We start from the raw sequence: 26,503 nt of genomic DNA on the forward strand, positions 1-26,503 counted from the left end.
CAAGATGATGTGGGAGCTAACTCCCACGTAAGCATTTTTCCCTCACTGATCATCGAAATACCGCTCATGCCAATCCACCAACGGTTGTGGCGAGTTGAGCTTCTGGCCGTAGATCACCGAGTATGACAGCACGTTCTGCACGTATTGACGGGTTTCGTCGAAAGGAATGCTTTCGACCCAGACGTCGAAACTCAAGTGGTCGGCGCCGCGCAGCCACTGGCGCACGCGACCGGGGCCGGCGTTGTAGGCCGCCGAGGCCAGGACGCGGTTGCCGTTGAACTGGCTGTGGACCTGGCTCAGGTAGGCCGCGCCCAACTGGATGTTCTTGTCCGGGTTCAACACTTGCTGTGGTGAAGCCAGGGGAATGCTGAACTTGCGCGCGGTTTCCTTGGCGGTGCCGGGCATCAGTTGCATCAGGCCGGCGGCGCCGACGCTGGAGCGGGCATCATCCATGAACGCACTTTCCTGTCGGGTAATGGCGAACGCCCAGCTTGGATGCAAGCCACGGATCTTGGCTTCGCGCACCAGGGTGTCGCGGTGGGCCATCGGGAAGCGGATGTCCAGGTCGTCCCAGTACTTGGCCTGGCTGATGGTGCGAATGGCCGGGAAATACCACTTCAGGTCGTAGGCCAGCTTCGCCTGGGCGACCATCTCGTCCCGGTTGAAATGCCGGCTGACGTGATACCACTCGCGGCGTCCATCGACAATCTCTCCGCGAGCATGAAATTCCAGAGCCCGACGCACACCGGGGGTGTTGCGCACCTTGTTGATCAATGCCTGGCTCATCACCAGCGGCTTGTTGGCCAGCGAGTACGGCGACTGGGAGCGGTCGGCGGCCAGGAAGCCGTAGAAATCCCGTTCACGGGCCAGGTGCTTGTAGAGCGTCAGGGCCTCGGGGTTCTGCGGCTGTGCCAGTTCCAGTGTGCGGGCTTGCCAGTATCGCCAGCGGTTGGTGCTGGCCAACGACTCGGGCAGGCGACGGGTCAGTTGGTAGGCATCGTCCCAACGGGCCAGACGCAACAGCAGGCGCAGGCGCCACTCCGAAACGGTGTCATCGCGCAGTTCCGGGTCGTATTTGGTCATCACGTCCAGGGCCCGGCTGTCGAAACGCTTGGCCAGGGTCAGGCCGATCTCCCGGGCAATCGCGACCTTTTCATCCCTGGAAAAATGCATGGTGCTGGCATAGCCATCCAGCAATGCCATGGCTTTTTCCGGATCCTGACGGGCCAGGCGACGCAGGCCGAGACTGACGATGTCGGACATCGGTTCATCGGCCGGACTGAAGCGTGAGGGTTGGTTGAGCAACTCGGGCTTTTGCGCCACGTCCACCAGCAACTTGCCACGGGGGGCGAGGGTGGTCAGGCCGCTGACCAAGCTGTTGGCCAGGGGATAATTGCGCGCCTGGGCGGCCAGTTTTGCCCGGTCCCAACGTTTCTGTTCGGTCAACTGACCTTGGCCAGCCCACAGGCCGAACAACGCATCGCAGGTTTGGGGCAGGGATTTGCCGGTGAGCCACAACTTCTCGGTGTTGGCGTAGCCCTCGGCCTTCAGCCCATGGGTGAGCTGGTACTGGGCGTTGAGGCAGTCCAGTTCGGTGAAATTGAGCTTGGGGTCGTAGTACTTGACGAAGGTTTCCCAGTCGCCGCGTTCGGTCAGCCAGCGCAACCAGCGCAGCTTCATCCAGTTGGCCTGGGGCAGGTCGCCATGCTCGGCGAGGAATTTCTCGATCTCGGCGTTGCTGGCGCTCTTGAGGCGAGCGGTCAATTCGTCATAGGCCAGATAGGGCTCCAGCGGATAATCGCGCAGGGCCTGGCTGTAGCGAAAGTAGGGGCCGGAATCGCCCTTGGCCAAGGCACGCTTGGCTTCGTCGTAATATTGGCGCTGAGTGGAGATATCCACCGCCTGAGCGGATTGAACGGCAGTGGCACAGATGAAAAGACAAGATAAAGCACTGAAAAGGCGACTGCGCATGATACGTCCGGGCAGAAAAAACATGACAAGCCCAAGGGTTAACCCAGGGTAACTGCCTGTAGCTTAGCCTTTTGCCAGCAGCCGGCGAAAGCTTTGCGGGTCCGTCGGTGCAAGTTCGCAACATTTGTTGTGCAGAGTGCTTCGGTGGCGAAATTGGCGGACTCTTGGGGCCTCATCTCAGGTAGAATGCGCGCCCGGTTTTTGGAGAAGCTCATGACCCTGCTCAAATTCAGCGATGTGTCCCTTGCATTCGGCGCTATGCCGTTGTTGGACAAGGTGTCCTGGCAGATCGCCCGTGGTGAGCGGGTGTGCATCATCGGCCGCAATGGCACTGGCAAGTCCAGCATGATGAAGCTGGTCAAGGGTGATCAGAAGCCCGACGACGGCTCGGTCTGGCGCGCGCCAGGCCTGAAAATCGGCGAATTGCCCCAGGAATTGCCAGTGGCCGACGAGCGGACCGTGTTCGACGTGGTTGCCGAAGGCCTGGACGGTGTCGGTGCGCTGCTGGCCGAGTATCACCACTTGAGCCAGAACATCGTCACCGACGCTGACCTGGACAAGTTGATGCACGTGCAGCATGACCTTGAAGCCCGCGATGGCTGGCGTCTGCAGCAACTGGTCGACAGCACCCTGAGCCGCCTGCAACTGCCGGCTGACAAAACCCTCGCCGAGTTGTCCGGCGGTTGGCGTCGCCGCGTCCTGCTGGCCCAGGCCCTGGTCTCCGAGCCGGACCTGCTGCTGCTCGACGAACCGACCAACCACCTGGACATCGGCGCCATCGCCTGGCTTGAAGAGGCCTTGAAGGACTTCCAGGGAGCGGTGCTGTTCATCACCCACGACCGGTCCTTCCTGCAAAACCTGGCGACCCGTATCCTCGAACTGGATCGTGGCGGCCTGATCGACTGGAACGGCGACTACGCCAGTTTCCTGGTGCACAAGGAAGCGGTGCTGGCGGCGGAAGAGACCGCCAACGCGCTGTTCGACAAGCGCCTGGCCCAGGAAGAAGTCTGGATTCGCCAGGGCATCAAGGCTCGTCGCACCCGTAACGAAGGCCGCGTACGGGCCCTCAAGGCCTTGCGCGTGGAGCGCAGCGAACGCCGCGAACGTACTGGCAAGGCCAACATCCAGCTGGAAACGGCTGACAAGTCTGGCAAGCAGGTGATGGTGCTGGAAAACGTCAGCTTCGCCCATCCAGGCGGTCCGTTCCTGGTCAAGGACTTCTCCATGGTCCTGCAGCGTGGCGACCGTATCGGCCTGCTGGGCGCCAACGGCACCGGCAAGACCACCCTGCTCAAGCTGATGCTCGGTGGGCTGGTGCCGACCAGCGGCAAGGTGGAAGAGGGCACGAAGATCGACGTCGCCTACTTCGACCAGTTGCGCCATCAGTTGGACCTGGAGAAGACCGTGATCGACAACGTGGCCGAAGGTCGCGATTTCATCGATATCGACGGCCAGAGCCGCCACGTGCTGAGCTACCTCGGCGATTTCCTGTTCAGCCCCCAGCGTGCCCGTACGCCGGTCAAGGCGCTCTCCGGTGGTGAGCGCGCCCGTCTGTTGCTGGCCAAGTTGTTCAGCAAACCGGCGAACCTGCTGGTGCTCGACGAACCGACCAACGACCTGGACGTGGAAACCCTGGAGTTGCTGGAAGAGGTGCTGCTGACCTTCAATGGCACTGTGCTGATGGTCAGTCACGACCGGGCATTCCTCGACAACGTGGTCACCAGTACCCTGGTGTTCGAAGGCGAAGGCCTGGTTCGTGAATACGTGGGTGGTTATCAGGATTGGCTGCGCCAGGGTGGCTCGCCACGTCTTCTGGGCGTAACCGAGAGCAAGTCCGGCAAGGCCGACTTGAATTCGGCTGTGGTCAAGGCCGAGCCAGCCCCGGTTGCTGCCGCAGCGGCCCCGGCTCCGGCAAAGAAGAAGCTCAGCTACAAGCTGCAACGCGAACTGGAAGCCTTGCCGGGTGATATCGACGCGAAGGAGCAGCAGATTGCAGCGGTAGAAGCCGAAATGGCCGATACCGGGTTTTACCAGCGACCTGCCGCCGAAACCGCCAAGGTGATCGCGCACTTGGAGCAATTGCAGGCCGAGCTGGACGCGCTGGTCGAGCGTTGGGCTGAACTGGACGCTTGATCCACTGCTGTAAAGAATCCCGGTGCCCAGAGATGAACGCCGGGATTTCTATTTGAAAACGCAATCCCTGTGGGAGCGGGCTTGCTCGCGAAAGCGGTGTATCAGTCGACTTCGATATTGGCTGTTATGACGCTTTCGCGAGCAAGCCCGCTCCCACACAGGTTTTAGGCGCGCTTGACCAGGTGCACCGCCAGCACATCGCAAGGCGCGCCATGCAGCACGTCGTTGGCGGTCGAGCCCAGCAACAGTGCCAGCCCGTGGCGACCGTGGCTGCCGACGACGATCAGGTCGCAGCCCTGTTCCTTGGCCAGGTGATGGATTTCCTGGCGCGGTTGGCCGTAGGTCAGGTGGCAGTTTTCCTTTTTCAGGTCGGGGTACTTCGCGATCAGTCGGTCGAGGCGCTCCTTGGCCTGATCGAATTGCTGTTGCTGCAGTTGGGAAAGGTCCATTGGCACATCACCGCCAAAGGCCATGGCCATCGGCTCGACGATGTGTACCAGCGACAGTTGGGTGTCTCGGCCCGCGCAAAGGGCGAGGGCGCGCTTGACGACGGGATCGCATTCTTCCGTGAGGTCGACGGCGACCAGGACGTGTGTGTAGTCGTACATGGAAAGCACTCCAGAGAATTGCGATACGGTAAGTATGGCTGGTTTCAAGCGCATTGACGGCAACCTGGGTCAATGGGCTCATCAGAATTGGGAGTACGAATATGACGGTCTGGATAGTGCTGTCAATCCTGTTGGTGGTGTTAAGTCCGCTTGCATGGTTGCGGCCGTCCCGTGTCCAGAGCGGTCGTATGGCCTTGCGCATGGAGGCGCGACGCCTGGGCCTGGCCATGCAACTGGCGCCGCAGGAGTGGCCGCACTGGCTCGGCCAGCAGCCGCCCAACCCCTGCGCGCAGTACCACCGGCCTCGACGAGGCAGCCAGCCAGCCTGTTGGAGCTACTGGCAAACTGCGCCGGGCGTCTGGGTCAATCAGTGGCGGGAAGTCTGCCTGGATGAATCTCTGCTCAATCATTTCGAAAAATTGCCGGCCAACGTCTACAAGGTCGAAGCCGACCGACAAATGATCGCCTTGTACTGGGGCGAGAAGGGCGAAGCCAGTGTGTTGCTGGTCATTGCCGATGTGCTCAAGGCATTGGCCTGAGACATAAAAAAGCCCGACAGTCTCATCGGGCGGGTTGGCCAGGCAGGCCGGTAATCAAGCTTGTGCCAGGGCGTGCGTTCGTAACGCCCTTCATTCCTGAATTTTCAATCGCGCACTCGACAGCGTAGTCGGTTGGATCCGTTATGTGTGGAATTAGGGCGATTTTTCTAATTATTGATTCTATGAATAGCTGCTCATGCGGGGCCGTGTTGCGGATCCGTATGGTACGGAAATGACCGTAAAGTCGCGTTCAGGCCCCTGTTTAGGGCGATTGACAATTGTCGGAAATTCCGTGAAGGTGACGTACCCAAATCAAACGGGCGTATGAATTGAGCGTTTGTATTTTCAGAATGCTCCTACAGAACCCCGACTATCGCGTTGACGGGTGTGCCTGGCGGATTGGCGTAGCATCGGCGGAGACGTCAATGCCGAACCAGCAGCCAGCGTTCAACGTGTACTGTTCAGCTTCCATATCGTGGAGATCAGTTGATGATTTACGAAGGTAAAGCCATCACGGTTAAGGCTCTTGAAAGTGGCATCGTCGAACTGAAGTTCGATCTCAAGGGTGAGTCCGTCAACAAGTTCAACCGTCTAACCCTGAATGAATTGCGTCAGGCCGTGGACACTATCAAGGCAGATGCTTCGATCAAGGGTGTGATCGTCAGCAGCGGCAAGGACGTCTTCATCGTCGGCGCCGACATCACCGAATTCGTCGATAACTTCAAGCTGCCCGATGCCGAACTGATCGCTGGCAACCTCGAAGCCAACCGTATTTTCAGCGACTTCGAAGACCTCAACGTACCGACCGTCGCGGCCATCAATGGCATTGCCCTGGGTGGCGGCCTGGAAATGTGCCTGGCGGCGGATTACCGCGTCATGTCCACCACGGCCAAGATCGGCCTGCCGGAAGTCAAGCTGGGCATCTACCCGGGCTTCGGCGGTACCGTGCGCCTGCCACGCCTGATCGGTGCCGACAATGCCATCGAGTGGATTGCCGCCGGCAAGGAAAATCGTGCTGAAGACGCGCTGAAAGTCGGCGCCGTGGATGCCGTGGTCGAACCTGGCAAGCTCCAGGAAGCAGCCCTTGAAACCGTCAAGCGCGCTATCAGCGGCGAGTTCGACTACAAGGCCAAGCGTCAGCCGAAGCTGGAGAAGCTCAAGCTCAACGCCATCGAACAAATGATGGCCTTCGAAACCGCCAAGGGTTTCGTGGCCGGTCAGGCAGGCCCGAACTACCCGGCGCCGGTCGAAGCGATCAAGACCATCCAGAAAGCCGCGAGCTTCGGTCGTGACAAGGCCCTGGAAGTCGAGGCCGCCGGCTTCGTCAAACTGGCCAAGACCTCGGCTGCGCAAAGCCTGATCGGTCTGTTCCTCAATGACCAGGAACTGAAGAAAAAGGCCAAGGCCTACGACGAAATCGCCAGTGATGTGAAGCAGGCTGCCGTGCTCGGCGCCGGCATCATGGGCGGCGGTATCGCCTACCAGTCGGCGTCCAAGGGCACGCCGATCCTGATGAAGGACATCAACGAGCACGGGATCGAACAGGGCCTGGCCGAAGCCGCCAAGCTACTGGTGGGCCGTGTCGACAAAGGTCGCATGACCGCTGCGAAGATGGCCGAAGTACTGAACGGCATTCGTCCGACCTTGTCCTACGGCGATTTCGGCCACGTCGACCTGGTGGTCGAAGCCGTTGTCGAGAACCCGAAGGTCAAGCAAGCGGTACTGGCTGAAGTCGAAGACAAGGTCAAGGAGGACACCATCCTCGCCTCGAACACCTCGACCATTTCCATTTCGCTGCTGGCCAAGGCCCTCAAGCGTCCGGAAAACTTCGTCGGCATGCACTTCTTCAACCCGGTGCACATGATGCCACTGGTGGAAGTGATCCGGGGTGAGAAGTCCAGCGAACATGCGATTGCCACCACCGTCGCCTACGCCAAGAAAATGGGCAAGAACCCGATCGTCGTCAACGACTGCCCGGGCTTTCTGGTCAACCGTGTGCTGTTCCCGTATTTCGGCGGTTTCGCCAAACTGGTCAGCGCCGGTGTGGACTTCGTGCGCATCGACAAGATCATGGAAAAATTCGGCTGGCCGATGGGCCCGGCGTACCTGATGGACGTGGTCGGCATCGACACCGGCCACCACGGTCGCGACGTCATGGCTGAAGGCTTCCCGGACCGCATGAAGGATGACCGTCGTTCGGCCGTCGACGTGCTCTACGAGGCCAAGCGCCTGGGCCAGAAGAACGGCAAGGGCTTCTACGCCTACGAGACCGACAAGCGCGGCAAGCAGAAGAAAGTCGCCGACTCGTCGGTGCTGGAAGTGCTCAAGCCGATCGTCTACGAGCAGCGCGAAGTCACCGACGAGGACATCATCAACTGGATGATGATCCCTCTGTGCCTCGAAACCGTGCGTTGCCTGGAAGACGGCATTGTCGAGACCGCCGCCGAAGCCGACATGGGTCTGGTCTACGGTATCGGTTTCCCTCCATTCCGTGGCGGTGCGCTGCGCTACATCGATTCGATCGGTGTGGCCGAGTTCGTTGCCCTGGCTGACCAGTACGCTGATCTGGGCGCGCTGTACCACCCGACCGCGAAGCTGCGTGAAATGGCCAAGAACGGCCAAAGCTTCTTCGGTTAAGCGCCCAACGACTAGAGCGAGAGAACATTTATGAGCTTGAATCCTAGAGACGTCGTGATTGTCGACTTCGGTCGTACGCCGATGGGCCGCTCCAAGGGCGGCATGCACCGCAACACCCGCGCCGAAGACATGTCGGCGCACCTGATCAGCAAGCTGCTGGAGCGCAACGTCAAGGTCGACCCCAACGAAGTCGAAGACGTGATCTGGGGCTGTGTGAACCAGACCCTGGAGCAGGGCTGGAACATCGCCCGCATGGCCTCGCTGATGACCCAGATTCCTCACACCGCGGCGGGCCAGACTGTCAGCCGCCTGTGCGGTTCGTCCATGAGCGCGTTGCACACCGCCGCCCAGGCGATCATGACCGGCAACGGTGATGTGTTCGTCGTCGGCGGGGTCGAGCACATGGGCCACGTGAGCATGATGCACGGCGTCGATCCGAACCCGCACATGTCGCTGTACGCGGCAAAAGCCTCGGGCATGATGGGCCTGACCGCGGAAATGCTTGGCAAGATGCACGGCATCACCCGCGAGCAGCAGGACGCCTTTGGCGTGCGCTCCCACCAACTCGCCCATAAGGCGACCGTGGAAGGCAAGTTCAAGGATGAGATCATCCCGATGCAGGGCTATGACGAGAACGGTTTCCTGAAACTGTTCGACTACGACGAAACCATTCGTCCGGAAACCACCCTGGAAAGCCTGGCGGCCCTCAAGCCGGCATTCAATCCAAAGGGCGGCACCGTGACGGCCGGTACCTCGTCGCAGATCACCGACGGTGCCTCGTGCATGATCGTGATGTCGGCCCAGCGTGCCCAGGACCTGGGTATCCAGCCGATGGCGGTGATTCGTTCGATGGCCGTGGCGGGTGTTGACCCGGCGATCATGGGCTATGGTCCAGTACCGGCCACGCAGAAAGCCTTGAAGCGTGCAGGCCTGGGTATTGCCGATATCGACTTCTTCGAGCTCAACGAAGCTTTCGCCGCACAGGCCCTGCCCGTGCTGAAAGATTTGAAAGTGCTCGACAAGATGAACGAGAAGGTTAACCTGCACGGCGGCGCGATCGCCCTGGGTCACCCGTTCGGTTGCTCCGGTGCGCGTATCTCCGGCACGCTGCTCAACGTCATGAAGCAGAACGGTGGCACCTTTGGGGTGTCCACCATGTGCATTGGCCTCGGCCAGGGCATCGCCACTGTCTTCGAACGCGTCTAAGCGTTGCGTCGATGGAAGCCGGGGCCAAGTGCCCCGGTTTTTGTTTTTTCGGGTTTGGTAAGAAAAAGATTTTGTTTTTATTTTGAAAAAATTTGAGTGAGTGCCAAGCATGCCGATACAACCTGGGCTCTACCAACATTACAAAGGTCCGCAGTACCGCGTATTCAGCATCGCGCGGCATTCCGAGACCGAGGAAGAAGTGGTCTTCTATCAAGCCCTGTATGGCGATTACGGCTTTTGGGTACGTCCCTTGAGCATGTTCCAGGAGTCCGTCGAGGTTGACGGCGAACAGGTGCCACGCTTTGCTTTGGTGCAGGCCGAGGAGAGCATTTTTTCCAAGCCTTGAGGCCGGTATGCGGGCAACCCTGCGCTTGACCTCACCTTGCAGCCACTATATATAGCGGTGCCGCGTCAGGCGCCAACCGCCTTTCACTTTTTAGAATTCAGGAATTTTCTGATCCATGGGCAAATCGCTGGTCATTGTGGAATCCCCGGCTAAGGCCAAGACCATCAACAAGTATCTGGGCAACCAATACGTGGTGAAGTCGAGTATCGGCCATATCCGAGACCTGCCCACCAGCGGTTCGGCTAGCGCCAGCAAGGAGCCAGCCGCCAAACGCGGCAAGGCTGCTGCCGGTGAAGCGCCGGCGCTGTCGCCCAAGGACAAGGCGCGCAAGCAGCTGGTCTCACGCATGGGGGTTGATCCGGAGCACGGCTGGAAAGCCAAGTACGAGATCCTCCCAGGCAAGGAAAAGGTCATCGAAGAGCTGCGCCGGCTCGCCAAAGATGCCGACACCATCTATCTCGCGACGGACTTGGACCGCGAAGGGGAAGCCATTGCCTGGCACCTGCGCGAAGCCATTGGTGGGGATGACAGCCGCTACAAGCGCGTGGTGTTCAACGAAATCACCAAGAAAGCCATCCAGGAAGCCTTCTCCCAGCCAGGCGAGCTGGACATCGATCGAGTTAACGCCCAGCAGGCGCGTCGCTTCCTCGATCGCGTGGTGGGCTACATGGTCTCGCCATTGTTGTGGGCCAAGATCGCCCGCGGGCTGTCGGCCGGCCGTGTGCAATCGGTCGCGGTGAAGCTGGTGGTGGAGCGCGAGCGGGAGATCCGCGCGTTCATCCCTGAAGAGTACTGGGAAGTCCACGCCGACCTCGGCACTGCCAAGGGGGCTACCGTGCGTTTCGAGGTGGCCCGCGAGAAGGGTGAGGCCTTCAAGCCGCTCAACGAAGCCCAGGCCATGGCTGCACTGGAGAAGCTCAAGGCTTCCAGCTACAGCATCGTCAAGCGCGAAGACAAGCCGACCAGCAGCAAGCCGTCGGCACCGTTCATCACCTCCACGCTGCAGCAGGCCGCGAGCAATCGCCTGGGCTTTGGCGTGAAGAAAACCATGATGATGGCCCAACGTCTGTACGAAGCCGGCTACATCACCTATATGCGTACCGACTCGACCAACCTCTCGGCCGATGCCGTGGCGATGGCGCGCACTTATATAGAAAGCGAGTTCGGCAAGAAATACCTGCCGGACACGCCGAACGTCTACAGCAGCAAGGAAGGCGCACAGGAGGCTCACGAAGCGATTCGTCCGTCCGACGCCAATACCGAGCCAAGCAAGCTGTCGGGCATGGAGCGCGACGCCGAGCGCCTCTACGAGCTGATCTGGCGCCAATTCCTGGCTTGCCAGATGCTGCCGGCGCAATACCTGTCGACTACCGTCAGCGTCGGTGCTGGCGACTTCGAGCTGCGCGCCAAGGGCCGTATCCTGAAGTTCGATGGCTACACCCGTGTCATGCCGCAAATCACCAAGCCTGGAGACGACGACGTCCTGCCGGACATGGCCCAGGGTGACGTGATGAAGCTGATCAAGCTTGATCCGACCCAGCACTTCACCAAGCCACCGGCCCGTTATTCGGAAGCCAGCCTGGTCAAGGAAATGGAAAAACGCGGCATCGGTCGTCCTTCGACCTACGCGGCGATCATTTCCACCATCCAGGATCGTGGCTACGTGGCGTTGCACAACCGTCGTTTCTATTCGGAAAAGATGGGCGACATTGTTACCGAACGTTTGTCCGAGAGCTTCTCGAACCTGATGGACTACGGCTTCACCGCCGGCATGGAAGAGAATCTTGACGATGTGGCCCAGGGCGAACGGGACTGGAAAAATGTCCTCGACGAATTCTACGGCGACTTCAAGAAAAAACTCGAAGTGGCTGAAAGCGCCGACCATGGCATGCGGGCCAATCAGCCGGTCATGACCGACATTCCGTGCCTGACCTGCGGTCGCCCGATGCAGATCCGCACGGCATCGACTGGTGTCTTCCTCGGTTGCTCGGGCTACAGCCTGCCACCCAAGGAGCGCTGCAAGGCGACAGTCAACCTGGTACCGGGCGACGAAATCGCCGCGGACGATGAGGGCGAGTCGGAATCCCTGGTGCTGCGCGGCAAGCATCGCTGCCCGATCTGCAGCACGGCGATGGATGCCTACCTGCTGGATGAAAAGCGCAAGCTGCACATCTGCGGTAATAATCCGGACTGTGCCGGCTACGAGATTGAAGAGGGCACCTATCGCATCAAGGGCTACGAAGGTCCGAGCCTGGAATGCGACAAGTGTGGCAGTGAGATGCAGCTCAAGACCGGTCGCTTCGGCAAGTTCTTCGGGTGCACCAATCCGACCTGCAAGAACACCCGCAAGCTGCTCAAGAGCGGTGACGCGGCACCGCCGAAGATGGACCCGGTGAAGATGCCTGAACTCAAGTGCGAGAAGGTCAATGACACCTATATCCTGCGCGACGGTGCCTCCGGCCTGTTCCTGGCGGCCAGCCAGTTCCCGAAAAACCGTGAGACCCGTGCGCCGTTGGTGATGGAGATCGTGCCGCACAAGGACGAGATCGATCCGAAGTACCATTTCCTTTGTGATGCGCCGCAGAAGGATCCGGAAGGGCGTCCAGCGGTCATTCGCTACAGCCGCAAGACCAAGGAGCAATATGTGCAGACCGAAGTCGACGGCAAGCCGACCGGCTGGAAAGCCTACTACGACGGCGGTAAATGGACGGTTGAAGACAAGCGCTGATCGCGTGAACTGAGCAAAAGGCCGCATGACAACCCGTAGGTTTTCATGCGGCCTTTTGTTTTTGGCTTGCAGTGGCCTCGGTTGATCCACGACACTGTCCCACTTGCGTGAAGCTTTCATTTCGTTGGGGAGATGCCGCCATGGCCCACGAACTCTATACCCGCACCAATCAGAAAATCTATTTCGCCGGTCTGTCGCTCGAAGCGCTCGCCAGGGCCGAGGATGGGCGTGCGATGAATTCCCCGGCGTTGCTCCAGGCAGGACGCGAATCCGCGCTGTTTCACCTGTACGGTGCGCTGTTGGGTTTGTGCCATGAAATCGCCGGTTTCTATCGCCTGCCGCAAGCGAATGCTCCCCGGGCTGAGCTGTTGTTGACCCGCGAGGTGCTGGAAACCATCGCTATTCCGGAATTGGCTGAAATGGTCGAGCTGGCGCACAACCCGGAAACATGGCTGGCGAAGCTGTTGGCGGCCCATGCGGCGTTGTTCGAGCCGCCCCGGGCCCCGCGCAAGCCCAAGGGGGACGTGACCCAGCCGTTGATCGTGGCGGTCAATCTGGATGAGCAAGAACCTGAGCAGGAGTTGAGCCGGGAGGAGCTGGAGAGCTGGCGCCAGAACCTCAAGAGCCTGGCGATACGCTTTCGTGAAGGGTTGAACGAGTGCTGAGTTTTCCCTCGGCCCGTTACGTTCGTTGATGACGCTTGGTCAAGATCCCGAGCGGAGCCTGGCCGATGACTATATAATCCTCGCCTTTCGTGGAGAACAGACTTTTATGCCAACGTCCTTTCTAGAAATTGTCGAACTTCCTGATGGCCGCATCGAGCTGCGCAGGGCTGAGGACGAGGGGTCTCTGGTTACCCTGAACTTCTCCGAAGATGCCAAGGTATTCCTCCAGGGCCAACACGTCGAAGTCGCCAAGGCGATGTTGAGCGTGGGCGTCCAGATGGCAGGTCGCCTGGTCGAAGGCGAATTCAACAAGGAAGAGGGGCCGCGGGTTCTTCATTGATCCCGTCTGTCGGCTTTTTGAATAGTGTGACTGGCCGGCTTCTCTGTCTTGGAGAAGCCCCGCGTTTGCCTTAGCCCAATCGAATATTCAGACTTTGTGCGTCCCCGGTACGGGCGGCGCTGATCAACTGTTGCCGTGCGGTCGTGGTCAGTGGATTGAGCCAACTGACCACGGTGTGGCTACGACCCAGGCGCAATGCTTCGCAGGTCAACTGTTGGGCGCTTTGGGTGCCTCGCGGCTGCAACAGCAGGATGCGTTCGCGATTCAGGCCGGCATCCCGCAGCCAGGCTTGGGTAACGCTGGCCGGCGGCGCGATCAGCGTCAACCAGCGAGCGTCCTGGTCCTGGCTGAGTTCCCGCAGAATCGGCGCCAACAGGTTCAGGCAGTTTCCGGCCGCACCACGTAACGACAGTTCGCTGAAAGCCTCGGGCTCGACGCTCCACGGCGACTCGATGACCTCTTTCAGGACTGGAACCAGCGGTTGAGCCATGAATGCCTCGAACAGCGGAAGTTGTGTGTGTTGTGGTGTGTGAGGGAACTGCATAGAGCCTCCTTTAGCGGCGAATGACGCCGACACTCAAGCCTTCGATGACCAGATCCTGGTCTTTCAGGTTCACTTCGATGGGCGCGAACTCAGGGTTCTCGGCGATGAGCCAGACCTTGCTGCCGTCGCGCTTGAAGCGCTTGACGGTCACTTCGTCGCCGATTCGCGCCACCACGATCTGGCCATTGCGGGCTTCGCGGGTGGTGTGGACGGCCAGGAGGTCGCCGTCGAAGATGCCGATGTCCTTCATGCTCATGCCGTGTACACGAAGCAGGTAATCGGCCCGAGGATGGAAGAACGAAGGGTTAATGTTGCAGGATTCCTCGACATGCTGCTGGGCAAGGATCGGTGCGCCTGCCGCCACCCGGCCAATGATCGGCAGGGTGGTTTCGTCGGCCTTGGCTTCGAAGCCCGGGATGCGAATGCCACGGGATGCGCCCGGGGTCATTTCGATCGCACCCTTGCGCGCCAGCGCCTTGAGGTGTTCTTCAGCCGCGTTGGGCGACTTGAAACCCAGTTCCTGGGCGATTTCCGCACGCGTCGGCGGGTAGCCGTTGTCTTCGAGGCAGCGTTTGATGAAGGCCAGAATCTCTGCTTGGCGTGGCGTCAGCTTTAGCATATTGATCGCTCTGTCTTTTTATACAGTGACTGGGATTATATACAGTGAACGCCGCTTGGCAATCCTCCTTTTTTCACAGGCCGCTGGACGGTCGGTCGGGCTGTTGGACGCGACATGGCTACCACCCGTGAAAAGGTGTGGTTAAATACGTGACCGGGCGTTCGCAAAACGCCCCGGCAGGCTTGACAACCCATGGGCTGAAACGTATGTTTCAAACAAGTGTTTGTCAGGCGGAGTAACCATGGCCCAGTCGGAAACCGTTGAACGCATTCTCGATGCTGCCGAGCAGTTGTTCGCGGAAAAAGGTTTCGCTGAAACCTCGTTGCGTCTGATCACCAGCAAGGCCGGGGTGAACCTGGCGGCGGTGAACTATCACTTCGGTTCGAAAAAAGCCCTGATCCAAGCGGTTTTCTCGCGTTTCCTCGGGCCTTTCTGCCTCAGCCTCGATCGTGAGCTGGAGCGGCGCCAGGCCAAGCCTGACGTCAAGCCGACCCTGGAAGAACTGCTGGAAATGCTGGTTGAGCAAGCGCTTGCCGTGCAGCCACGCAGCGGTAACGATCTTTCCATTTTCATGCGTTTGCTAGGCTTGGCATTCAGCCAGAGCCAGGGCCACTTGCGGCGCTACCTGGAAGACATGTACGGCAAGGTGTTCCGCCGCTACATGCTGTTGGTCAATGAGGCCGCGCCACGCATTCCGCCGATCGAGTTGTTCTGGCGGGTGCACTTCATGCTCGGTGCTGCGGCGTTCAGCATGTCCGGTATCAAGGCATTGCGGGCCATCGCTGAAACCGATTTTGGCGTGAACACGTCGATCGAGCAGGTGATGCGCCTGATGGTGCCGTTCCTGGCGGCCGGCATGCGTGCCGAAAGTGGCGTCACCGATGAAGCCATGGCTGCCGCGCAATTACGCCCTCGCAGCAAATCGGCCCCGGCCCCGGTGTTGGCCAAGGCTTGAGTGTACGGGTGGGCGCGGCTGCCTACATCCGCTAAGCTAGCCGCCCATGCCGACTCTCGTTTCTAACCTGCTTTGTATTTTATTCCACGATCGTTGCCTGCCGGCCCCGCAGCCTGGCGGCATGGTCGCGCCTGTGGGGTTCATCGTTATTAAGGAAATGCTATGACTGCTGGCCTGCAAGGCTCGTTGATGGTGGACGTCGCCGGTACCTGGCTGACGGCCGAAGATCGCCACCTGTTGCGCCAGCCCGAAGTGGGTGGCCTGATTATTTTCGCGCGCAACATTGAACATCCACGGCAGGTGCGCGAATTGAGCGCCTCGATCCGTGCCATCCGTCCCGATCTTTTGCTGGCGGTCGATCAGGAGGGTGGTCGCGTGCAGCGCCTGCGCCAGGGGTTTGTGCGGCTACCGGCGATGCGGGCGATAGCCGATAACCCGAATGCCGAATATCTGGCCGAGCAGTGTGGCTGGATCATGGCCACCGAAGTGCTGGCGGTCGGTCTCGACTTGAGTTTTGCCCCGGTGCTGGACCTCGATTACCAGCGCAGCGCCGTTGTCGGCAGTCGTTCTTTTGAAGGCGATCCCGAGCGCGCGGCGTTGCTGGCCGGTGCCTTCATCCGTGGCATGAGCGCCGCCGGGATGGCCGCAACCGGCAAGCATTTTCCAGGGCATGGCTGGGCCGAGGCTGATTCCCACGTGGCTATTCCCAATGATGAGCGCAGTCTCGAGCAGATTCGCGCCAACGACCTGGTGCCGTTCGCCAAACTGAGCAAGCAGCTCGCGGCGGTCATGCCTGCCCATGTCATTTATCCTCAGGTTGACGCCAATCCAGCCGGATTTTCCCGTCGCTGGTTGCAGGACATCCTGCGCGGGGAGTTGCAATTCGAGGGTGTGATCTTCAGTGATGACCTGTCGATGGCCGGAGCTCATGTGGTCGGCGATGCTGCCAGTCGTATCGAGGCGGCGTTGACAGCGGGGTGCGACATGGGCCTGGTATGCAATGACCGCGCTGCCGCGGAGCTGGCCTTGAGCGCCGCCCAACGCCTGAAGGTCAAGCCTTCGGCGCGGATTGCCCGCATGCGCGGCCAGGCCTACGCTTCCACGGAATACCGCCAGGACCCGCGTTGGCTGGCGGCACTGGGCGCGTTGAGAGCTGCCCAGCTGATCGACTAGCGCTGAGCAATGGGGGAGCGCTGTGAATCAGCGCTTTTCCAGTTTGTCCGGCAGCGGTGCGAACAATGCTTCGATATCGTCGCTCTGCAATTTCCAATCCCCGGCCACGCGTCCGTCCAGCACGCCGGCCGCGAGGTCGGATTTTTCCTTTTGCAGCAGCTGGATTTTCTCTTCCACCGTGCCTCGGGCAATCAGCTTGTAGACGAACACTGGTTTTTCCTGGCCGATACGGTAGGCACGGTCGGTTGCCTGGTTTTCGGTGGCCGGGTTCCACCACGGGTCGTAGTGAATCACCGTGTCGGCCTCGGTCAGGTTCAGGCCTACACCCCCGGCCTTCAGGCTGATCAGAAAGATCTGACGCTTGCCGCTCTGGAATTCCTTGACTGGCGTGCGTCGGTCCCGGGTCTGACCCGTCAGGATCGCGTAATCGACCCCGCGCTTTTTCAGCTCATCTTCGATCAGCGCCAACATGGACGTGAACTGAGAAAACAGCAGTACCCGACGGCCTTCTTCAAACAACTCTTCGAGCATTTCCATCAGGCTGTCGAGCTTGCCCGAGGTGCTGCCGCGGGCTGGCAGGGCGGCGTCGTTGATCAGGCGTAGATCGCAACACACCTGGCGCAGCTTGAGCAGCGCTTCAAGAATGATGATCTGGCTGCGGGCCACGCCTTTGCGGGTGATCTCGTCGCGGACCTTCTTGTCCATCGCCAGGCGCATGGTTTCGTAGACGTCCCGCTGGGCGTCGCTGAGTTCGACCCAATGAATGATCTCGGTCTTGGGTGGCAGTTCCGTCGCCACTTGTTCCTTGGTCCGGCGTAGCAGGAAAGGTTTTATCCGACCGTTGAGGTGCTGGAGTCTGACGTCGCTGCCACGTTTTTCGATAGGCACGCGGTAATCGCGGTTGAAACTCTTGACGTCCCCAAGCCATCCCGGCAGCAGGAAGTGGAACAGCGACCACAATTCGCCCAAGTGATTCTCCAGTGGCGTACCGGAGAGGCACAACCGCTGGCGGGCGTTGAGCTCGCGGGCGGCCTGGGCGGCTTTGCTGGTAGGGTTCTTGATGTACTGGGCTTCGTCGAGAATCAGCACATGCAACGGCTGCGCCGCGAGGCGCTCGACATCTTTGGGCAGCAGCGCGTAGGTGGTAAGCACCAGGTCGTATTCGCCCAGCCGTTCGAAATGTTTCTTGCGCCCGGCGCCATACAGGGCCAGCACCTTGAGCTGTGGCGTGAAGTGGGCTGCCTCGTCGAGCCAGTTGGGAATCAGGCTGGTAGGCATGACCACCATGCACGGTCGGTCGAGACGTCCGGCGTTTTTTTCGCTGAGAATGTGCGCCAGGGTCTGTAGGGTTTTGCCCAGGCCCATGTCGTCCGCGAGAATGCCGCCGACTTCCAGCTGACGCAGCGATTGCATCCAGCTCAAGCCTTCGAGCTGATAAGGCCGCAGTGTCGCGTTCAGGCCTTCTGGCGCGGTGGCGGTGTAATCCTTGATGTCCCGCAGGCGTTGGGCCAGGCCGCGAATGTGTTCGCCACCTTCCCAGGTCAGCGGCATGTCCTGCAGCGGGTTCAGGCGCAAGGCGTCCGCACTGTTGAGGCGCAGTTTGGTGGTGCCGGGCTCTTGCAGGTAAAACTCGCCCAGGGTCGCCAGCACCGGTTTCAGCCGGCCATAGGGCAGTGCCACTTGTTGCGGGCCGAACTCCGAGTTCGGACGGTTGGTCAGGTTGACCAGGATCAGTTCGTCGTCGCGGCGCCGGGCCAGGCGTTCCGGGTTGAACAGTTCGATGTGCGAACGCATCAGGTTCAGCAGGATCGGCAACAGGCTCAGGCGCTCACCGTTGACGATGATCCCCAGTTCCAGGTCGAACCAGTCCCGCTCCGGCGTTTCCTCGACGGTGGCGTACCACTCGTCCACGGCCGTCAGGTCGAAGCCGAAGTCCTCGTCGATCTGCAATTCCCAGCCCTGGGTGCGCAGTTTAGGCAGGTCGTTGAGGGTGAACGTCAGCCAGGCACTGTCGTTGACCATCTCGTACAGTTCGCCAGCGCTTTCCGGCAGGGCCTTGCTTTGTCGGGTCGCGACCTTGAAACCGAGGATTCGCAGTTGCTCGCGGTAGGACTGTTCCACATCGGTGTGGCGTTTTATCCGCAGTGTCTGGGTTTCCTGGCGAATCAGTACGTCGGTGTTGCGCTGGCCGCTGACGTATTCGTCCAGGTAACTGAAGGACAGGGCTGCGCGGTGTTGGATGTAGCGTTGCATTTTGCCGTTGCGTGGCTCGAAGGCGCTGAACTCGACACTGGCGAGCCACAGACGCGGTACCGGCTGCACGTTATCCACCAGCACTTGCGGCGGGGCCTTGGGGATGCGGTTGTCCAGCACTGCCTGGAGTTTCTCCAGCAGCTGCGCGTCTTTCTCGGCGGCCGGGTAGGCCAGGGTTTCCTGGACTTGCAGTAATACCGCCGCGCAATGCTTGCAGTTAATGCGTACGGGGCAGGAGCACGCGGCCTCAAGCAGAATCAGCGTGCCCTTGGCTGACTCTTTGAGGCGAATGGTCTGACGGTAGACGTTACCGCCAGAGCCTTCGCAACTGGCGGTGATGGTGCTGTCGCCGGCCTCGACGATCCTGACGCGGTTTTCCAGCGCATAACGGCGCCCACGCTCCAGGCTCTGTTCCTTGAATCGATTGACCCAGGAAGGTGCCAGGGGTTTGCTCAGGGGCGAGGGCATAGGCGCGCCAATCAGTCCGGAATGACTTCAGGTGCCTGCCGTGGCGCGGGCGCGGTCAGCGAGGTGATCTTGATCAACAGGCCGAGATGACCGTTGTCGAGGAAATTCAGTTGGCCATTCTTGGTGTGGCTCTGTTGCTTGAGGCGCTCGCTGGCGGTGACCAGGCCATTGGCGTTGATCTGGTTGATCCAGAAATCGGCATCCACGTCGGTGAAACGGCCTAGTTTCAGCTCCAGGGTACCCTCGATAGGGAATTGCCCGAACTGTTCGGCACCGTCGCTGATGGCGACTTTGCGGCCCTGTTCGCCGAGCGTCTGCTGCCAGGCCTTGTGCATCAATACCGTGTATTGGCCGCTGGCGTTGAGTTTCTCCACGATGTTGCCCAAGGCTGGCGTACGCTGGCTATCGGCCCCCAGGCGTTGCGCGCCGGCGTCCCAGTCTTCCGGTGCGGCGCGGCTGATGATCGCCGGCTCGGCGTTCTGGCGCACCAGAATCATTTCAACCTGGTACAGGTCGTCGGCAAACGCCAGGGGAGCGACCAGGGTCAACAACAAGGTCAGTGAGCGAAACAGGCGCATGTGGCGTCCTTCAAGCAGTGGTCGGAGTGAGGCGCTCGAACAGCGCCTCTACGGTATTGAAACGCTCTTCCGGGCGTTCCATGGGCACCATGAACTTGAACATCGTGGCGCCTTCGAACTTGTAGCGTTTGGGTTGGCCCTGGATCAGCTTGATCAGCACCAGTGGGTCGACCGGGGTCTGGGCCTCGAACTCGATCCGACCGCCGTTGGGGCCGCCGTCGACTTTCTTGATACCCAACTGTTCGGCCTTGAGCTTGAGCAGCGTCGTGCGCACCAGGTTCTTGGTCGGTTCCGGCAGCAGGCCGAAGCGGTCGATCATCTCCACTTGCAGGTCCTTGAGACCTTCCTCGTCGCTGGCCGAGGCGATGCGTTTGTAGAGGATCAGCCGCGCGTGAACGTCCGGCAGGTAGTCTTCCGGGATCAGCGCCGGCACCCGCAGGTTGATTTCCGGCCCGCCGCCCAGTGGCTGGTCGAGGTTTGGCTGTTCGCCCTTGCGAATCGACTTGACCGCGCGTTCGAGCATTTCCATGTACAGGGTGAAACCGACGGCCTGGATCTGGCCGCTCTGGCCGTCGCCGAGCAATTCGCCGGCGCCGCGGATTTCCAGGTCGTTGGTGGCCAGCACGAAACCGGCGCCGAGGTCCTGGGTATTGGCGATGGCTTCCAGGCGCTTTTCCGCATCCGGGGTGATCTGCTGGCGTGGTGGCGTCAGCAGATAGGCGTAGGCCTGGTGGTGACTGCGCCCGACCCGGCCGCGCAACTGGTGTAGCTGGGCCAGGCCGAATTTGTCGGCGCGCTCGATGATGATGGTGTTGGCGCTCGGCACGTCGATGCCGGTCTCGATGATGGTCGAGGCGATCAGCACATTGAAGCGCTTGTGGTAGAAGTCGCTCATCACTTGCTCGAGTTCGCGTTCGCGCATTTGCCCGTGGCCGATGCCGATACGCGCTTCCGGCACCAGCTCGGCCAGGTCGGCGGCGCATTTCTCGATGGTCTTCACGTCGTTGTGCAGGTAATAGACCTGGCCGCCACGCAGCAACTCACGCAGCAAGGCTTCCTTGACCGTGCTTTTGTTCTGCTCCATGACAAAGGTGCGCACCGACAGGCGACGGGCCGGCGGCGTGGCGATGATCGACAGGTCGCGCATGCCCGACACGGCCATGTTCAGCGTGCGGGGGATCGGCGTGGCGGTCAGGGTCAGGATGTCGACTTCGCTGCGCAGGGCCTTGAGCTGTTCTTTCTGGCGCACACCAAAGCGGTGTTCTTCGTCGATGATCACCAGCCCCAGGTTTTTGATCTTCACGTCGTCCTGCAGCAGCTTGTGCGTGCCGATGACGATGTCGATCTTGCCCTCGGCCAGGTCGGCCACGGCGGCGTTCACTTCCTTGGTGGATTTGAAACGGCTCATGACTTCCACGGTCACCGGCCAGTCGGCGAAGCGGTCGCGGAAACTGTTGTAGTGCTGCTGGGCGAGCAGGGTGGTCGGCACCAGGATCGCCACCTGCTTGCCACCGTGCACGGCAATGAACGCGGCGCGCATCGCCACTTCAGTCTTGCCGAAGCCGACGTCGCCACACACCAGGCGGTCCATCGGCTTGGGCGCGAGCATGTCGGCGCGCACGGCTTCGATGGTGGTCTGCTGGTCGACGGTTTCTTCGAACGGGAAACCGGCGCTGAAGGTTTCGTAGTCGGCTTTCGGGTCGGCGAAGGCGTAGCCCTCGCGGGCCGCGCGCCGGGCATAGATGTCCAGCAGTTCGGCGGCCACGTCGCGCACCTGTTCGGCCGCCTTGCGCTTGGCTTTCTGCCAGGTTTCCGAGCCCAGGCGATGCAGCGGGGCCAGGGCGTCGTCGCTGCCGGTGTAGCGGGCGATCAGGTGCAGGTTCGCCACCGGCACATAGAGCTTGGCGCCCTCGGCGTATTCCAGTGTGAGGAATTCGGCGGCCTGATTATCGATTTCCAGGGTCGCCAGGCCCAGGTAGCGGCCCACGCCGTGGTCGATGTGCACCACGGGCGCACCTTCGCGCAGTTCGGTGAGGTTCTTGATGACGGCGTCGTTGGCGGCGTCTGCGCGTTTCTCGCGACGGCGGCGTTGCATGACGCGCTGGCCGAACAACGGGCTTTCGGCAACCAGTGCGATGGCGGGGTCATCGAGCACCAGCCCTTCGTCCAGCGGGGCGATGGTAATCGCCAGGCGATCCTTGCCGGCGACGAAGTCCGGCCAGCTGTCCACCGTCTTCGGTCGCAGCTTCAGGCGTTCAAGCAGCTCCAACAGCACTTCGCGACGACCCGCGGTTTCGGCGGTGAACAATACGCGACCGGGGAATGTGTCGAGAAAACCCGCCAGCGCCGCCAATGGCTGCGTGGCCTTGGCCTCGATGGCCAGGTCCGGCAACGCTTTGGCCGGGAAGCGTTCACGACCGACGCCAGTTTCCACGTCCTGCTGGCTCGCCACCACTCGCGGCCAGCTCTTGAGGCGGGCAAAACAGTCTTCCACCGGCAGGAATAGCTCGGCTGGGGGCAATAGCGGCCGGGAAGGATCGACGCGACGCTCTTCGTAGCGGTTGCGCACGTCGTTCCAGAAGTTTTCCGCTGCTTGCTCAATGCCCGGCAGGGAGAATACCTGGGTGTCCTGGGGCAGGTAATCGAACAGGGTGGAGGTTTCTTCGAAAAACAGCGGCAGGTAATACTCGATGCCGGCGGGAGTAATCCCGCTGCTCAGGTCCTGGAAAATCGGGCAGCGGCGGAAATCCACATCGAAGCGCTCGCGAAAGCGTGCCTTGAAGCGGGTCACGGCTTCCTTCTGTAGCGGGAATTCCTTGGCCGGCAACAGGCGGATCGACTGCACTTTGTCGATGGAGCGCTGGTTTTCCGGATCGAAGGTGCGCAGGGTCTCGATTTCATCGTCGAACAGATCGATGCGATATGGCAGCTTGCTGCCCATCGGGAACAGGTCGATCAGGGCGCCGCGTACCGCGAACTCGCCGTGCTCGTACACCGTGTCGACGCAGCGATAGCCAGCGGCCTCGAGGCGGGTACGCATTTGCTCGACATCGAGCTTCTGGCCGATGTCCAGCACCAGGCTGCTACCGAGCAGGAATTGGGTCGGTGCCAGGCGATGTAGGGCCGTGGTGATCGGCACTACCAAAACGCCATGACTGAGCTCCGGCAGCCGATAAAGGCTGGCGATTCGCTGGGAAATGATGTCCTGGTGTGGCGAAAACAGATCGTAGGGCAGGGTTTCCCAGTCCGGGAAATGCAAGACCGGCAAATCCGGAGCGAAGAAACTCAGCTCCTGTTCCAGCCGCTCGGCGCTCTGGCTGTCGGCAGTCAGCAGCAGGGTGAAACGCTTTGCAGCGCTGGCAGCCTCGGCGATGGCCAGGCTCAGGGCGGCACCGGGCAGGTTGCCCCAGTGCTGTTTACCTGCCGCGGCAGGGAGAAGCGGAAGACGCAGAACGGGCACGGAAGGTTGAGCTCCAGCGTTGCGACAAAGTCGGCAATTGTAGCGGGGGAAGGGGGCCGCTGTCAGTCGCAGACTACCCAGGCAGACAGGAAAACCACGGTGCGACAGGCGCGCATTGCTCCGCCGAGGACTCGGCGGCATAATGTAGCCCCTTTTTTCAGCCCCTACATGTGGAAGGTTACCGTGACTCAGAAGCCCGACCAGTGTCTTGGTGAATGGATTGATCGTGAAGCTCTCGCAGAAGCGATGATCCCTCTCATCGGTCAGCTCTACCGCAATAACAACGTGGTGAGCTCGATCTATGGCCGCAGCCTGATCAACCAGTCTGTCATCGCGATCCTCAAAGCCCATCGCTTTGCTCGCCACCGTTCTTCCGACGACAGCGAACTCTCCGTCCACGAAACATTCCCTCTGCTCAAGGCCATGAGCGAGCTCAAGCTCGGCGCGGCTTCGGTGGACCTGGGCAAGTTGGCGTTCAAGTTCCGCAACGAAGGCAACGGCCGTAGCGCCGAGCAGTTCGTTCGTGAAGAGTTGGCTGATGTGGTTGGCCAGCAGAACGTTTCGGCTCGCAAAGGCACTGACGTGGTCCTGTACGGCTTCGGTCGTATCGGTCGTCTGCTGGCGCGCATCCTGATCGAAAAAACCGGTGGCGGCGACGGTCTGCGCCTGCGGGCCATCGTGGTGCGCAAGGGCGCCGAGAACGACCTGACCAAGCGTGCCAGCCTGCTGCGTCGCGATTCGGTCCATGGTTCGTTCAACGGCACCATCACCATCGACGAAGAAAACAACACCATCACCGCCAACGGCAACCTGATCCAGGTGATCTACGCGAAGAACCCGACCGAGGTGGACTACACCCAGTACGGGATCAAGGACGCATTGCTGGTGGACAACACCGGTGTATGGCGTGACGCCGACGGCCTGGGCCAGCACCTGGCCTGTCCGGGTATCGACCGCGTTGTCCTGACCGCGCCTGGCAAGGGCAAGCTGAAGAACATCGTCCACGGTATCAACCACGGCGACATCACCGCTGACGACAAGATCGTCTCCGCCGCTTCCTGCACCACCAACGCCATCGTGCCGGTGCTCAAGGCGGTGAACGACAAGTTCGGCATCGTCAACGGTCACGTTGAAACGGTTCACTCCTACACCAACGACCAGAACCTGATCGACAACTTCCACAAGGGCGACCGTCGTGGCCGCAGCGCAGCGCTGAACATGGTCATCACCGAGACCGGTGCCGCCACCGCCGCCGCCAAGGCGCTGCCTGAGCTGGCCGGCAAGCTGACCGGCAATGCGATCCGTGTGCCGACGCCGAACGTGTCGATGGCCATTCTCAACCTGAACCTTGAGAAAGCCGCTACCCGTGAAGAGATGAACGAGTACCTGCGCTACATGGCGCTGCACTCCGAGCTGCATAAGCAGATCGACTTCGTCAATTCCCAGGAAGTGGTGTCCACCGACTTCGTGGGCTCGCGCCACGCCGGTGTCGTGGATGCTGAAGCCACCATCAGCCAAGACAACCGCGTTGTCCTGTACGTCTGGTACGACAACGAATTCGGTTACAGCTGCCAGGTGGTTCGCGTGATGGAAGACATGGCCGGGGTAAACCCGCCAGCGTTCCCGCGCTAAGCCTTAGCCGCCAATGAAAACGCCCCGACTTGTCGGGGCGTTTTTGTATCTGGAGGTTTTGTGTTGGCTGGGCCGGCCTCTTCGCGAGCAAGCCCGCTCCCACAGTTTGTACGCGTACATCCTGTGGGAGCGGGCTTGCTCGCGAAGGCAATCTATCAGGCGCCGCTCACCATCGACGCTTGCGCAGTCCGCAGCTCATGACGATTACCCTTGAACAACACCAAGGTAGCAATCAGCCCCAATATGGCCGCGCCACTGAGCCAGATCCCTGGCGCTGCCTTGTTATCCAATACATGAATCAGGTAAGTGCAGGCCGCCGGGGTAAACCCACCAAACGTCGCTGTCGCCAGGCTGTATGCCAGGGAGAAACCGGTGGTGCGCACCTCGACCGGCATGATTTCCGTCAAGGCCACGACCATGGCGCCGTTGTAGGATCCATACAGGAACGACAACCACAGCTCGACGATCAGCAAATGGCTGAAGCTGGGGTTCGCCACCAGCCAGGACAGTGCCGGATAGGCGGTCAGGATCGCCAGGATCGTCGCACCGAGCAACAGGGGTTTGCGTCCGATCTTGTCGGAAAACGCCCCCATTACCGGCAGCCAGAAGAAATTCGACAAGCCGATGCACACCGTGACCAGCAGTGCATCGAGGTCCGACAGGTTCAGCTCGGCCTTGCCGAAGGTAGGTGTGTAAGCGGTGATCAGGTAGAACGATACGGTGGTCATCACCACCAGCGCCATGCCAGCCAAGACGATGCCGAAGTTCTGACCGATGGAGCGGATAATTTCCGACAGGCTAGGACGATGTTTTCTCGCCTGGAACTCAGGTGTTTCCTCCAGTGAGCGACGGATCATGAATATTGCCGGCACAATCATGCAACCCACCAGGAACGGTACGCGCCAGCCCCAGTCGCCCATCTCCTGGGGGCTAAGCCAGTGATTGAGGCCAACCCCCAACAGGCCGGCAAACACCACGGCAGCCTGTTGGCTGGCCGATTGCCAACTGACAAAGAAACCCTTGCGCCCCGGCGTGGAAATTTCCGCCAGGTAAACCGATACGCCTCCGAGTTCCACGCCAGCGGAGAAGCCTTGCAGCAATCGGCCCAGCAGCACCAGCAAGGGGGCCGCCACGCCGAGGACTGCGTAGCCCGGCACGCAGGCGATCAGTATGGTGCCCAGCGCCATCAGCGCGAGGGTGATGATCAAGCCTTTGCGACGTCCGTGACGGTCGATGTAGGCGCCGAGGAAAATCGCCCCCAGGGGGCGCATCAGGAACCCGGCGCCGAACGTGGCCAGGGACAGCATCAGCGAGGCGAAAGCACTGTCGGTGGGAAAGAACGTCTTGGCGATGGCCGTGGCGTAGAAGCCATAGACCATGAAGTCGAACATCTCCAGGAAGTTGCCGCTGACAACGCGAAAAATCGCCTTGCCGTTGCTCGTGTTGGAAGGCATGTGTAGGTACTCACTCTGACAATCTTGTATGAAAGCGCCGTACCCCAGTGGAAGCCTTGTGGGAACCTGTGGGAGCAAAGCTTGCTCGCGATGCAGGCGACACGGTTTAACTGCGAGACCGTGTCATCGTTCATCGCGAGCAAGCTTTGCTCCCACAAGGTTCCATCGGCTTCCACAGGTTTTTTTGCGTGCGC

Annotated in this window: 19 protein-coding genes; 11 read left to right on the top strand and 8 right to left on the bottom strand. The window is 60.6% G+C overall.

Going from position 1 to position 26,503, the window contains the following annotated elements; genetic code table 11:
* Positions 1 to 42: 42 nt before the first annotated feature.
* The gene (locus AC30D9_RS17825; protein ID WP_490144495.1) at positions 43 to 1,971 is read right to left on the bottom strand and encodes a transglycosylase SLT domain-containing protein; all 1,929 of its coding nucleotides are present in this window, start codon (positions 1,969 to 1,971) and stop codon (positions 43 to 45) included.
* A 213-nt stretch (positions 1,972 to 2,184) separates the two neighbouring features.
* Between AC30D9_RS17825 and AC30D9_RS17830 the strand changes: the two genes are divergently transcribed.
* A complete protein-coding gene (locus tag AC30D9_RS17830; RefSeq protein WP_134923505.1) occupies positions 2,185 to 4,104 on the top strand; it encodes an ATP-binding cassette domain-containing protein in 1,920 nt (639 codons plus the stop codon).
* A gap of 164 nt (positions 4,105 to 4,268) precedes the next feature.
* Here the strand turns inward: AC30D9_RS17830 and AC30D9_RS17835 are convergent, their stop codons facing one another.
* Positions 4,269 to 4,712 (bottom strand): universal stress protein, encoded by a 444-nt coding sequence (locus AC30D9_RS17835; protein ID WP_490144496.1) that lies wholly within the window; start codon positions 4,710 to 4,712, stop codon positions 4,269 to 4,271.
* Between the two features lie 101 nt (positions 4,713 to 4,813).
* Here AC30D9_RS17835 and AC30D9_RS17840 point away from each other — a divergent pair, with 101 nt between their 5' ends.
* The 7 genes from AC30D9_RS17840 (at position 4,814) to AC30D9_RS17870 (ending at position 13,173) form a co-directional block, all read left to right on the top strand.
* Positions 4,814 to 5,251, top strand: coding sequence for a hypothetical protein (locus tag AC30D9_RS17840; protein ID WP_134923507.1), 438 nt, complete (start codon positions 4,814 to 4,816; stop codon positions 5,249 to 5,251).
* Positions 5,252 to 5,740: 489 nt separating this feature from the next.
* Positions 5,741 to 7,888 carry a fatty acid oxidation complex subunit alpha FadB gene (gene fadB / locus AC30D9_RS17845; protein WP_490144497.1) on the top strand — a complete coding sequence of 716 codons (2,148 nt, stop codon included), beginning with the start codon at positions 5,741 to 5,743 and terminating at the stop codon, positions 7,886 to 7,888.
* A gap of 30 nt (positions 7,889 to 7,918) precedes the next feature.
* Positions 7,919 to 9,094, top strand: coding sequence for an acetyl-CoA C-acyltransferase FadA (fadA, locus tag AC30D9_RS17850; protein ID WP_024618393.1), 1,176 nt, complete (start codon positions 7,919 to 7,921; stop codon positions 9,092 to 9,094).
* A gap of 109 nt (positions 9,095 to 9,203) precedes the next feature.
* On the top strand, positions 9,204 to 9,440 hold the full coding sequence (locus tag AC30D9_RS17855) for a DUF1653 domain-containing protein (protein ID WP_025212748.1): 237 nt from the start codon (positions 9,204 to 9,206) through the stop codon (positions 9,438 to 9,440).
* 115 nt (positions 9,441 to 9,555) lie between these two features.
* Positions 9,556 to 12,168 (top strand): type I DNA topoisomerase, encoded by a 2,613-nt coding sequence (topA, locus tag AC30D9_RS17860; protein ID WP_134923509.1) that lies wholly within the window; start codon positions 9,556 to 9,558, stop codon positions 12,166 to 12,168.
* 140 nt (positions 12,169 to 12,308) lie between these two features.
* Positions 12,309 to 12,833 carry a DUF6586 family protein gene (locus AC30D9_RS17865; protein ID WP_307571362.1) on the top strand — a complete coding sequence of 175 codons (525 nt, stop codon included), beginning with the start codon at positions 12,309 to 12,311 and terminating at the stop codon, positions 12,831 to 12,833.
* A gap of 106 nt (positions 12,834 to 12,939) precedes the next feature.
* Positions 12,940 to 13,173, top strand: a complete 234-nt coding sequence (locus AC30D9_RS17870) for a hypothetical protein (protein WP_003183419.1) — start codon at positions 12,940 to 12,942, stop codon at positions 13,171 to 13,173.
* Positions 13,174 to 13,243: 70 nt separating this feature from the next.
* On the opposite strand, the gene sulA is transcribed toward AC30D9_RS17870, so the two are convergent.
* Together sulA and lexA are read right to left on the bottom strand one after the other, a co-directional pair.
* Positions 13,244 to 13,717 (bottom strand): SOS-induced cell division inhibitor SulA, encoded by a 474-nt coding sequence (gene sulA / locus AC30D9_RS17875; protein WP_134923511.1) that lies wholly within the window; start codon positions 13,715 to 13,717, stop codon positions 13,244 to 13,246.
* A gap of 10 nt (positions 13,718 to 13,727) precedes the next feature.
* Positions 13,728 to 14,336 carry a transcriptional repressor LexA gene (gene lexA, locus AC30D9_RS17880; RefSeq protein ID WP_003199651.1) on the bottom strand — a complete coding sequence of 203 codons (609 nt, stop codon included), beginning with the start codon at positions 14,334 to 14,336 and terminating at the stop codon, positions 13,728 to 13,730.
* 241 nt (positions 14,337 to 14,577) lie between these two features.
* On the opposite strand from lexA, the gene AC30D9_RS17885 reads away from it, so the two are divergent.
* Positions 14,578 to 15,291, top strand: a complete 714-nt coding sequence (locus AC30D9_RS17885) for a TetR/AcrR family transcriptional regulator (RefSeq protein ID WP_109751581.1) — start codon at positions 14,578 to 14,580, stop codon at positions 15,289 to 15,291.
* 174 nt (positions 15,292 to 15,465) lie between these two features.
* Entirely contained in the window at positions 15,466 to 16,464 is a 999-nt protein-coding gene (gene nagZ / locus AC30D9_RS17890; protein WP_205419932.1) for a beta-N-acetylhexosaminidase, read from the top strand.
* A 27-nt stretch (positions 16,465 to 16,491) separates the two neighbouring features.
* On the opposite strand, the gene AC30D9_RS17895 is transcribed toward nagZ, so the two are convergent.
* From AC30D9_RS17895 to mfd, 3 genes are read right to left on the bottom strand one after another with little or no spacing between them, the layout of a single operon-like run.
* The gene (locus tag AC30D9_RS17895) at positions 16,492 to 19,185 is read right to left on the bottom strand and encodes an SNF2-related protein (RefSeq protein WP_490144498.1); all 2,694 of its coding nucleotides are present in this window, start codon (positions 19,183 to 19,185) and stop codon (positions 16,492 to 16,494) included.
* A gap of 11 nt (positions 19,186 to 19,196) precedes the next feature.
* Positions 19,197 to 19,763 (bottom strand): CsiV family protein, encoded by a 567-nt coding sequence (locus AC30D9_RS17900; protein WP_307571361.1) that lies wholly within the window; start codon positions 19,761 to 19,763, stop codon positions 19,197 to 19,199.
* 10 nt (positions 19,764 to 19,773) lie between these two features.
* Positions 19,774 to 23,223, bottom strand: a complete 3,450-nt coding sequence (mfd, locus tag AC30D9_RS17905) for a transcription-repair coupling factor (RefSeq protein WP_490144499.1) — start codon at positions 23,221 to 23,223, stop codon at positions 19,774 to 19,776.
* A gap of 168 nt (positions 23,224 to 23,391) precedes the next feature.
* Here mfd and AC30D9_RS17910 point away from each other — a divergent pair, with 168 nt between their 5' ends.
* Positions 23,392 to 24,855, top strand: coding sequence for a glyceraldehyde-3-phosphate dehydrogenase (locus tag AC30D9_RS17910; protein WP_109751586.1), 1,464 nt, complete (start codon positions 23,392 to 23,394; stop codon positions 24,853 to 24,855).
* Positions 24,856 to 25,010: 155 nt separating this feature from the next.
* Here AC30D9_RS17910 and AC30D9_RS17915 read toward each other — a convergent pair whose 3' ends face one another.
* Positions 25,011 to 26,309 carry an MFS transporter gene (locus tag AC30D9_RS17915; protein WP_490144500.1) on the bottom strand — a complete coding sequence of 433 codons (1,299 nt, stop codon included), beginning with the start codon at positions 26,307 to 26,309 and terminating at the stop codon, positions 25,011 to 25,013.
* Positions 26,310 to 26,503: the final 194 nt, after the last annotated feature.

This window comes from Pseudomonas sp. DF11 (genome assembly GCF_058148565.1).

Coding starts and splice junctions, on each gene's coding strand:
- AC30D9_RS17825 (WP_490144495.1), bottom strand. CDS start 1,971: ATGCGCAGTCGCCTTTTCAGTGCTTTATCTTGTCTTTTCATCTGTGCC.
- AC30D9_RS17830 (WP_134923505.1), top strand. CDS start 2,185: ATGACCCTGCTCAAATTCAGCGATGTGTCCCTTGCATTCGGCGCTATG.
- AC30D9_RS17835 (WP_490144496.1), bottom strand. CDS start 4,712: ATGTACGACTACACACACGTCCTGGTCGCCGTCGACCTCACGGAAGAA.
- AC30D9_RS17840 (WP_134923507.1), top strand. CDS start 4,814: ATGACGGTCTGGATAGTGCTGTCAATCCTGTTGGTGGTGTTAAGTCCG.
- fadB (WP_490144497.1), top strand. CDS start 5,741: ATGATTTACGAAGGTAAAGCCATCACGGTTAAGGCTCTTGAAAGTGGC.
- fadA (WP_024618393.1), top strand. CDS start 7,919: ATGAGCTTGAATCCTAGAGACGTCGTGATTGTCGACTTCGGTCGTACG.
- AC30D9_RS17855 (WP_025212748.1), top strand. CDS start 9,204: ATGCCGATACAACCTGGGCTCTACCAACATTACAAAGGTCCGCAGTAC.
- topA (WP_134923509.1), top strand. CDS start 9,556: ATGGGCAAATCGCTGGTCATTGTGGAATCCCCGGCTAAGGCCAAGACC.
- AC30D9_RS17865 (WP_307571362.1), top strand. CDS start 12,309: ATGGCCCACGAACTCTATACCCGCACCAATCAGAAAATCTATTTCGCC.
- AC30D9_RS17870 (WP_003183419.1), top strand. CDS start 12,940: ATGCCAACGTCCTTTCTAGAAATTGTCGAACTTCCTGATGGCCGCATC.
- sulA (WP_134923511.1), bottom strand. CDS start 13,717: ATGCAGTTCCCTCACACACCACAACACACACAACTTCCGCTGTTCGAG.
- lexA (WP_003199651.1), bottom strand. CDS start 14,336: ATGCTAAAGCTGACGCCACGCCAAGCAGAGATTCTGGCCTTCATCAAA.
- AC30D9_RS17885 (WP_109751581.1), top strand. CDS start 14,578: ATGGCCCAGTCGGAAACCGTTGAACGCATTCTCGATGCTGCCGAGCAG.
- AC30D9_RS17895 (WP_490144498.1), bottom strand. CDS start 19,185: ATGCCCTCGCCCCTGAGCAAACCCCTGGCACCTTCCTGGGTCAATCGA.
- AC30D9_RS17900 (WP_307571361.1), bottom strand. CDS start 19,763: ATGCGCCTGTTTCGCTCACTGACCTTGTTGTTGACCCTGGTCGCTCCC.
- AC30D9_RS17910 (WP_109751586.1), top strand. CDS start 23,392: ATGTGGAAGGTTACCGTGACTCAGAAGCCCGACCAGTGTCTTGGTGAA.
- AC30D9_RS17915 (WP_490144500.1), bottom strand. CDS start 26,309: ATGCCTTCCAACACGAGCAACGGCAAGGCGATTTTTCGCGTTGTCAGC.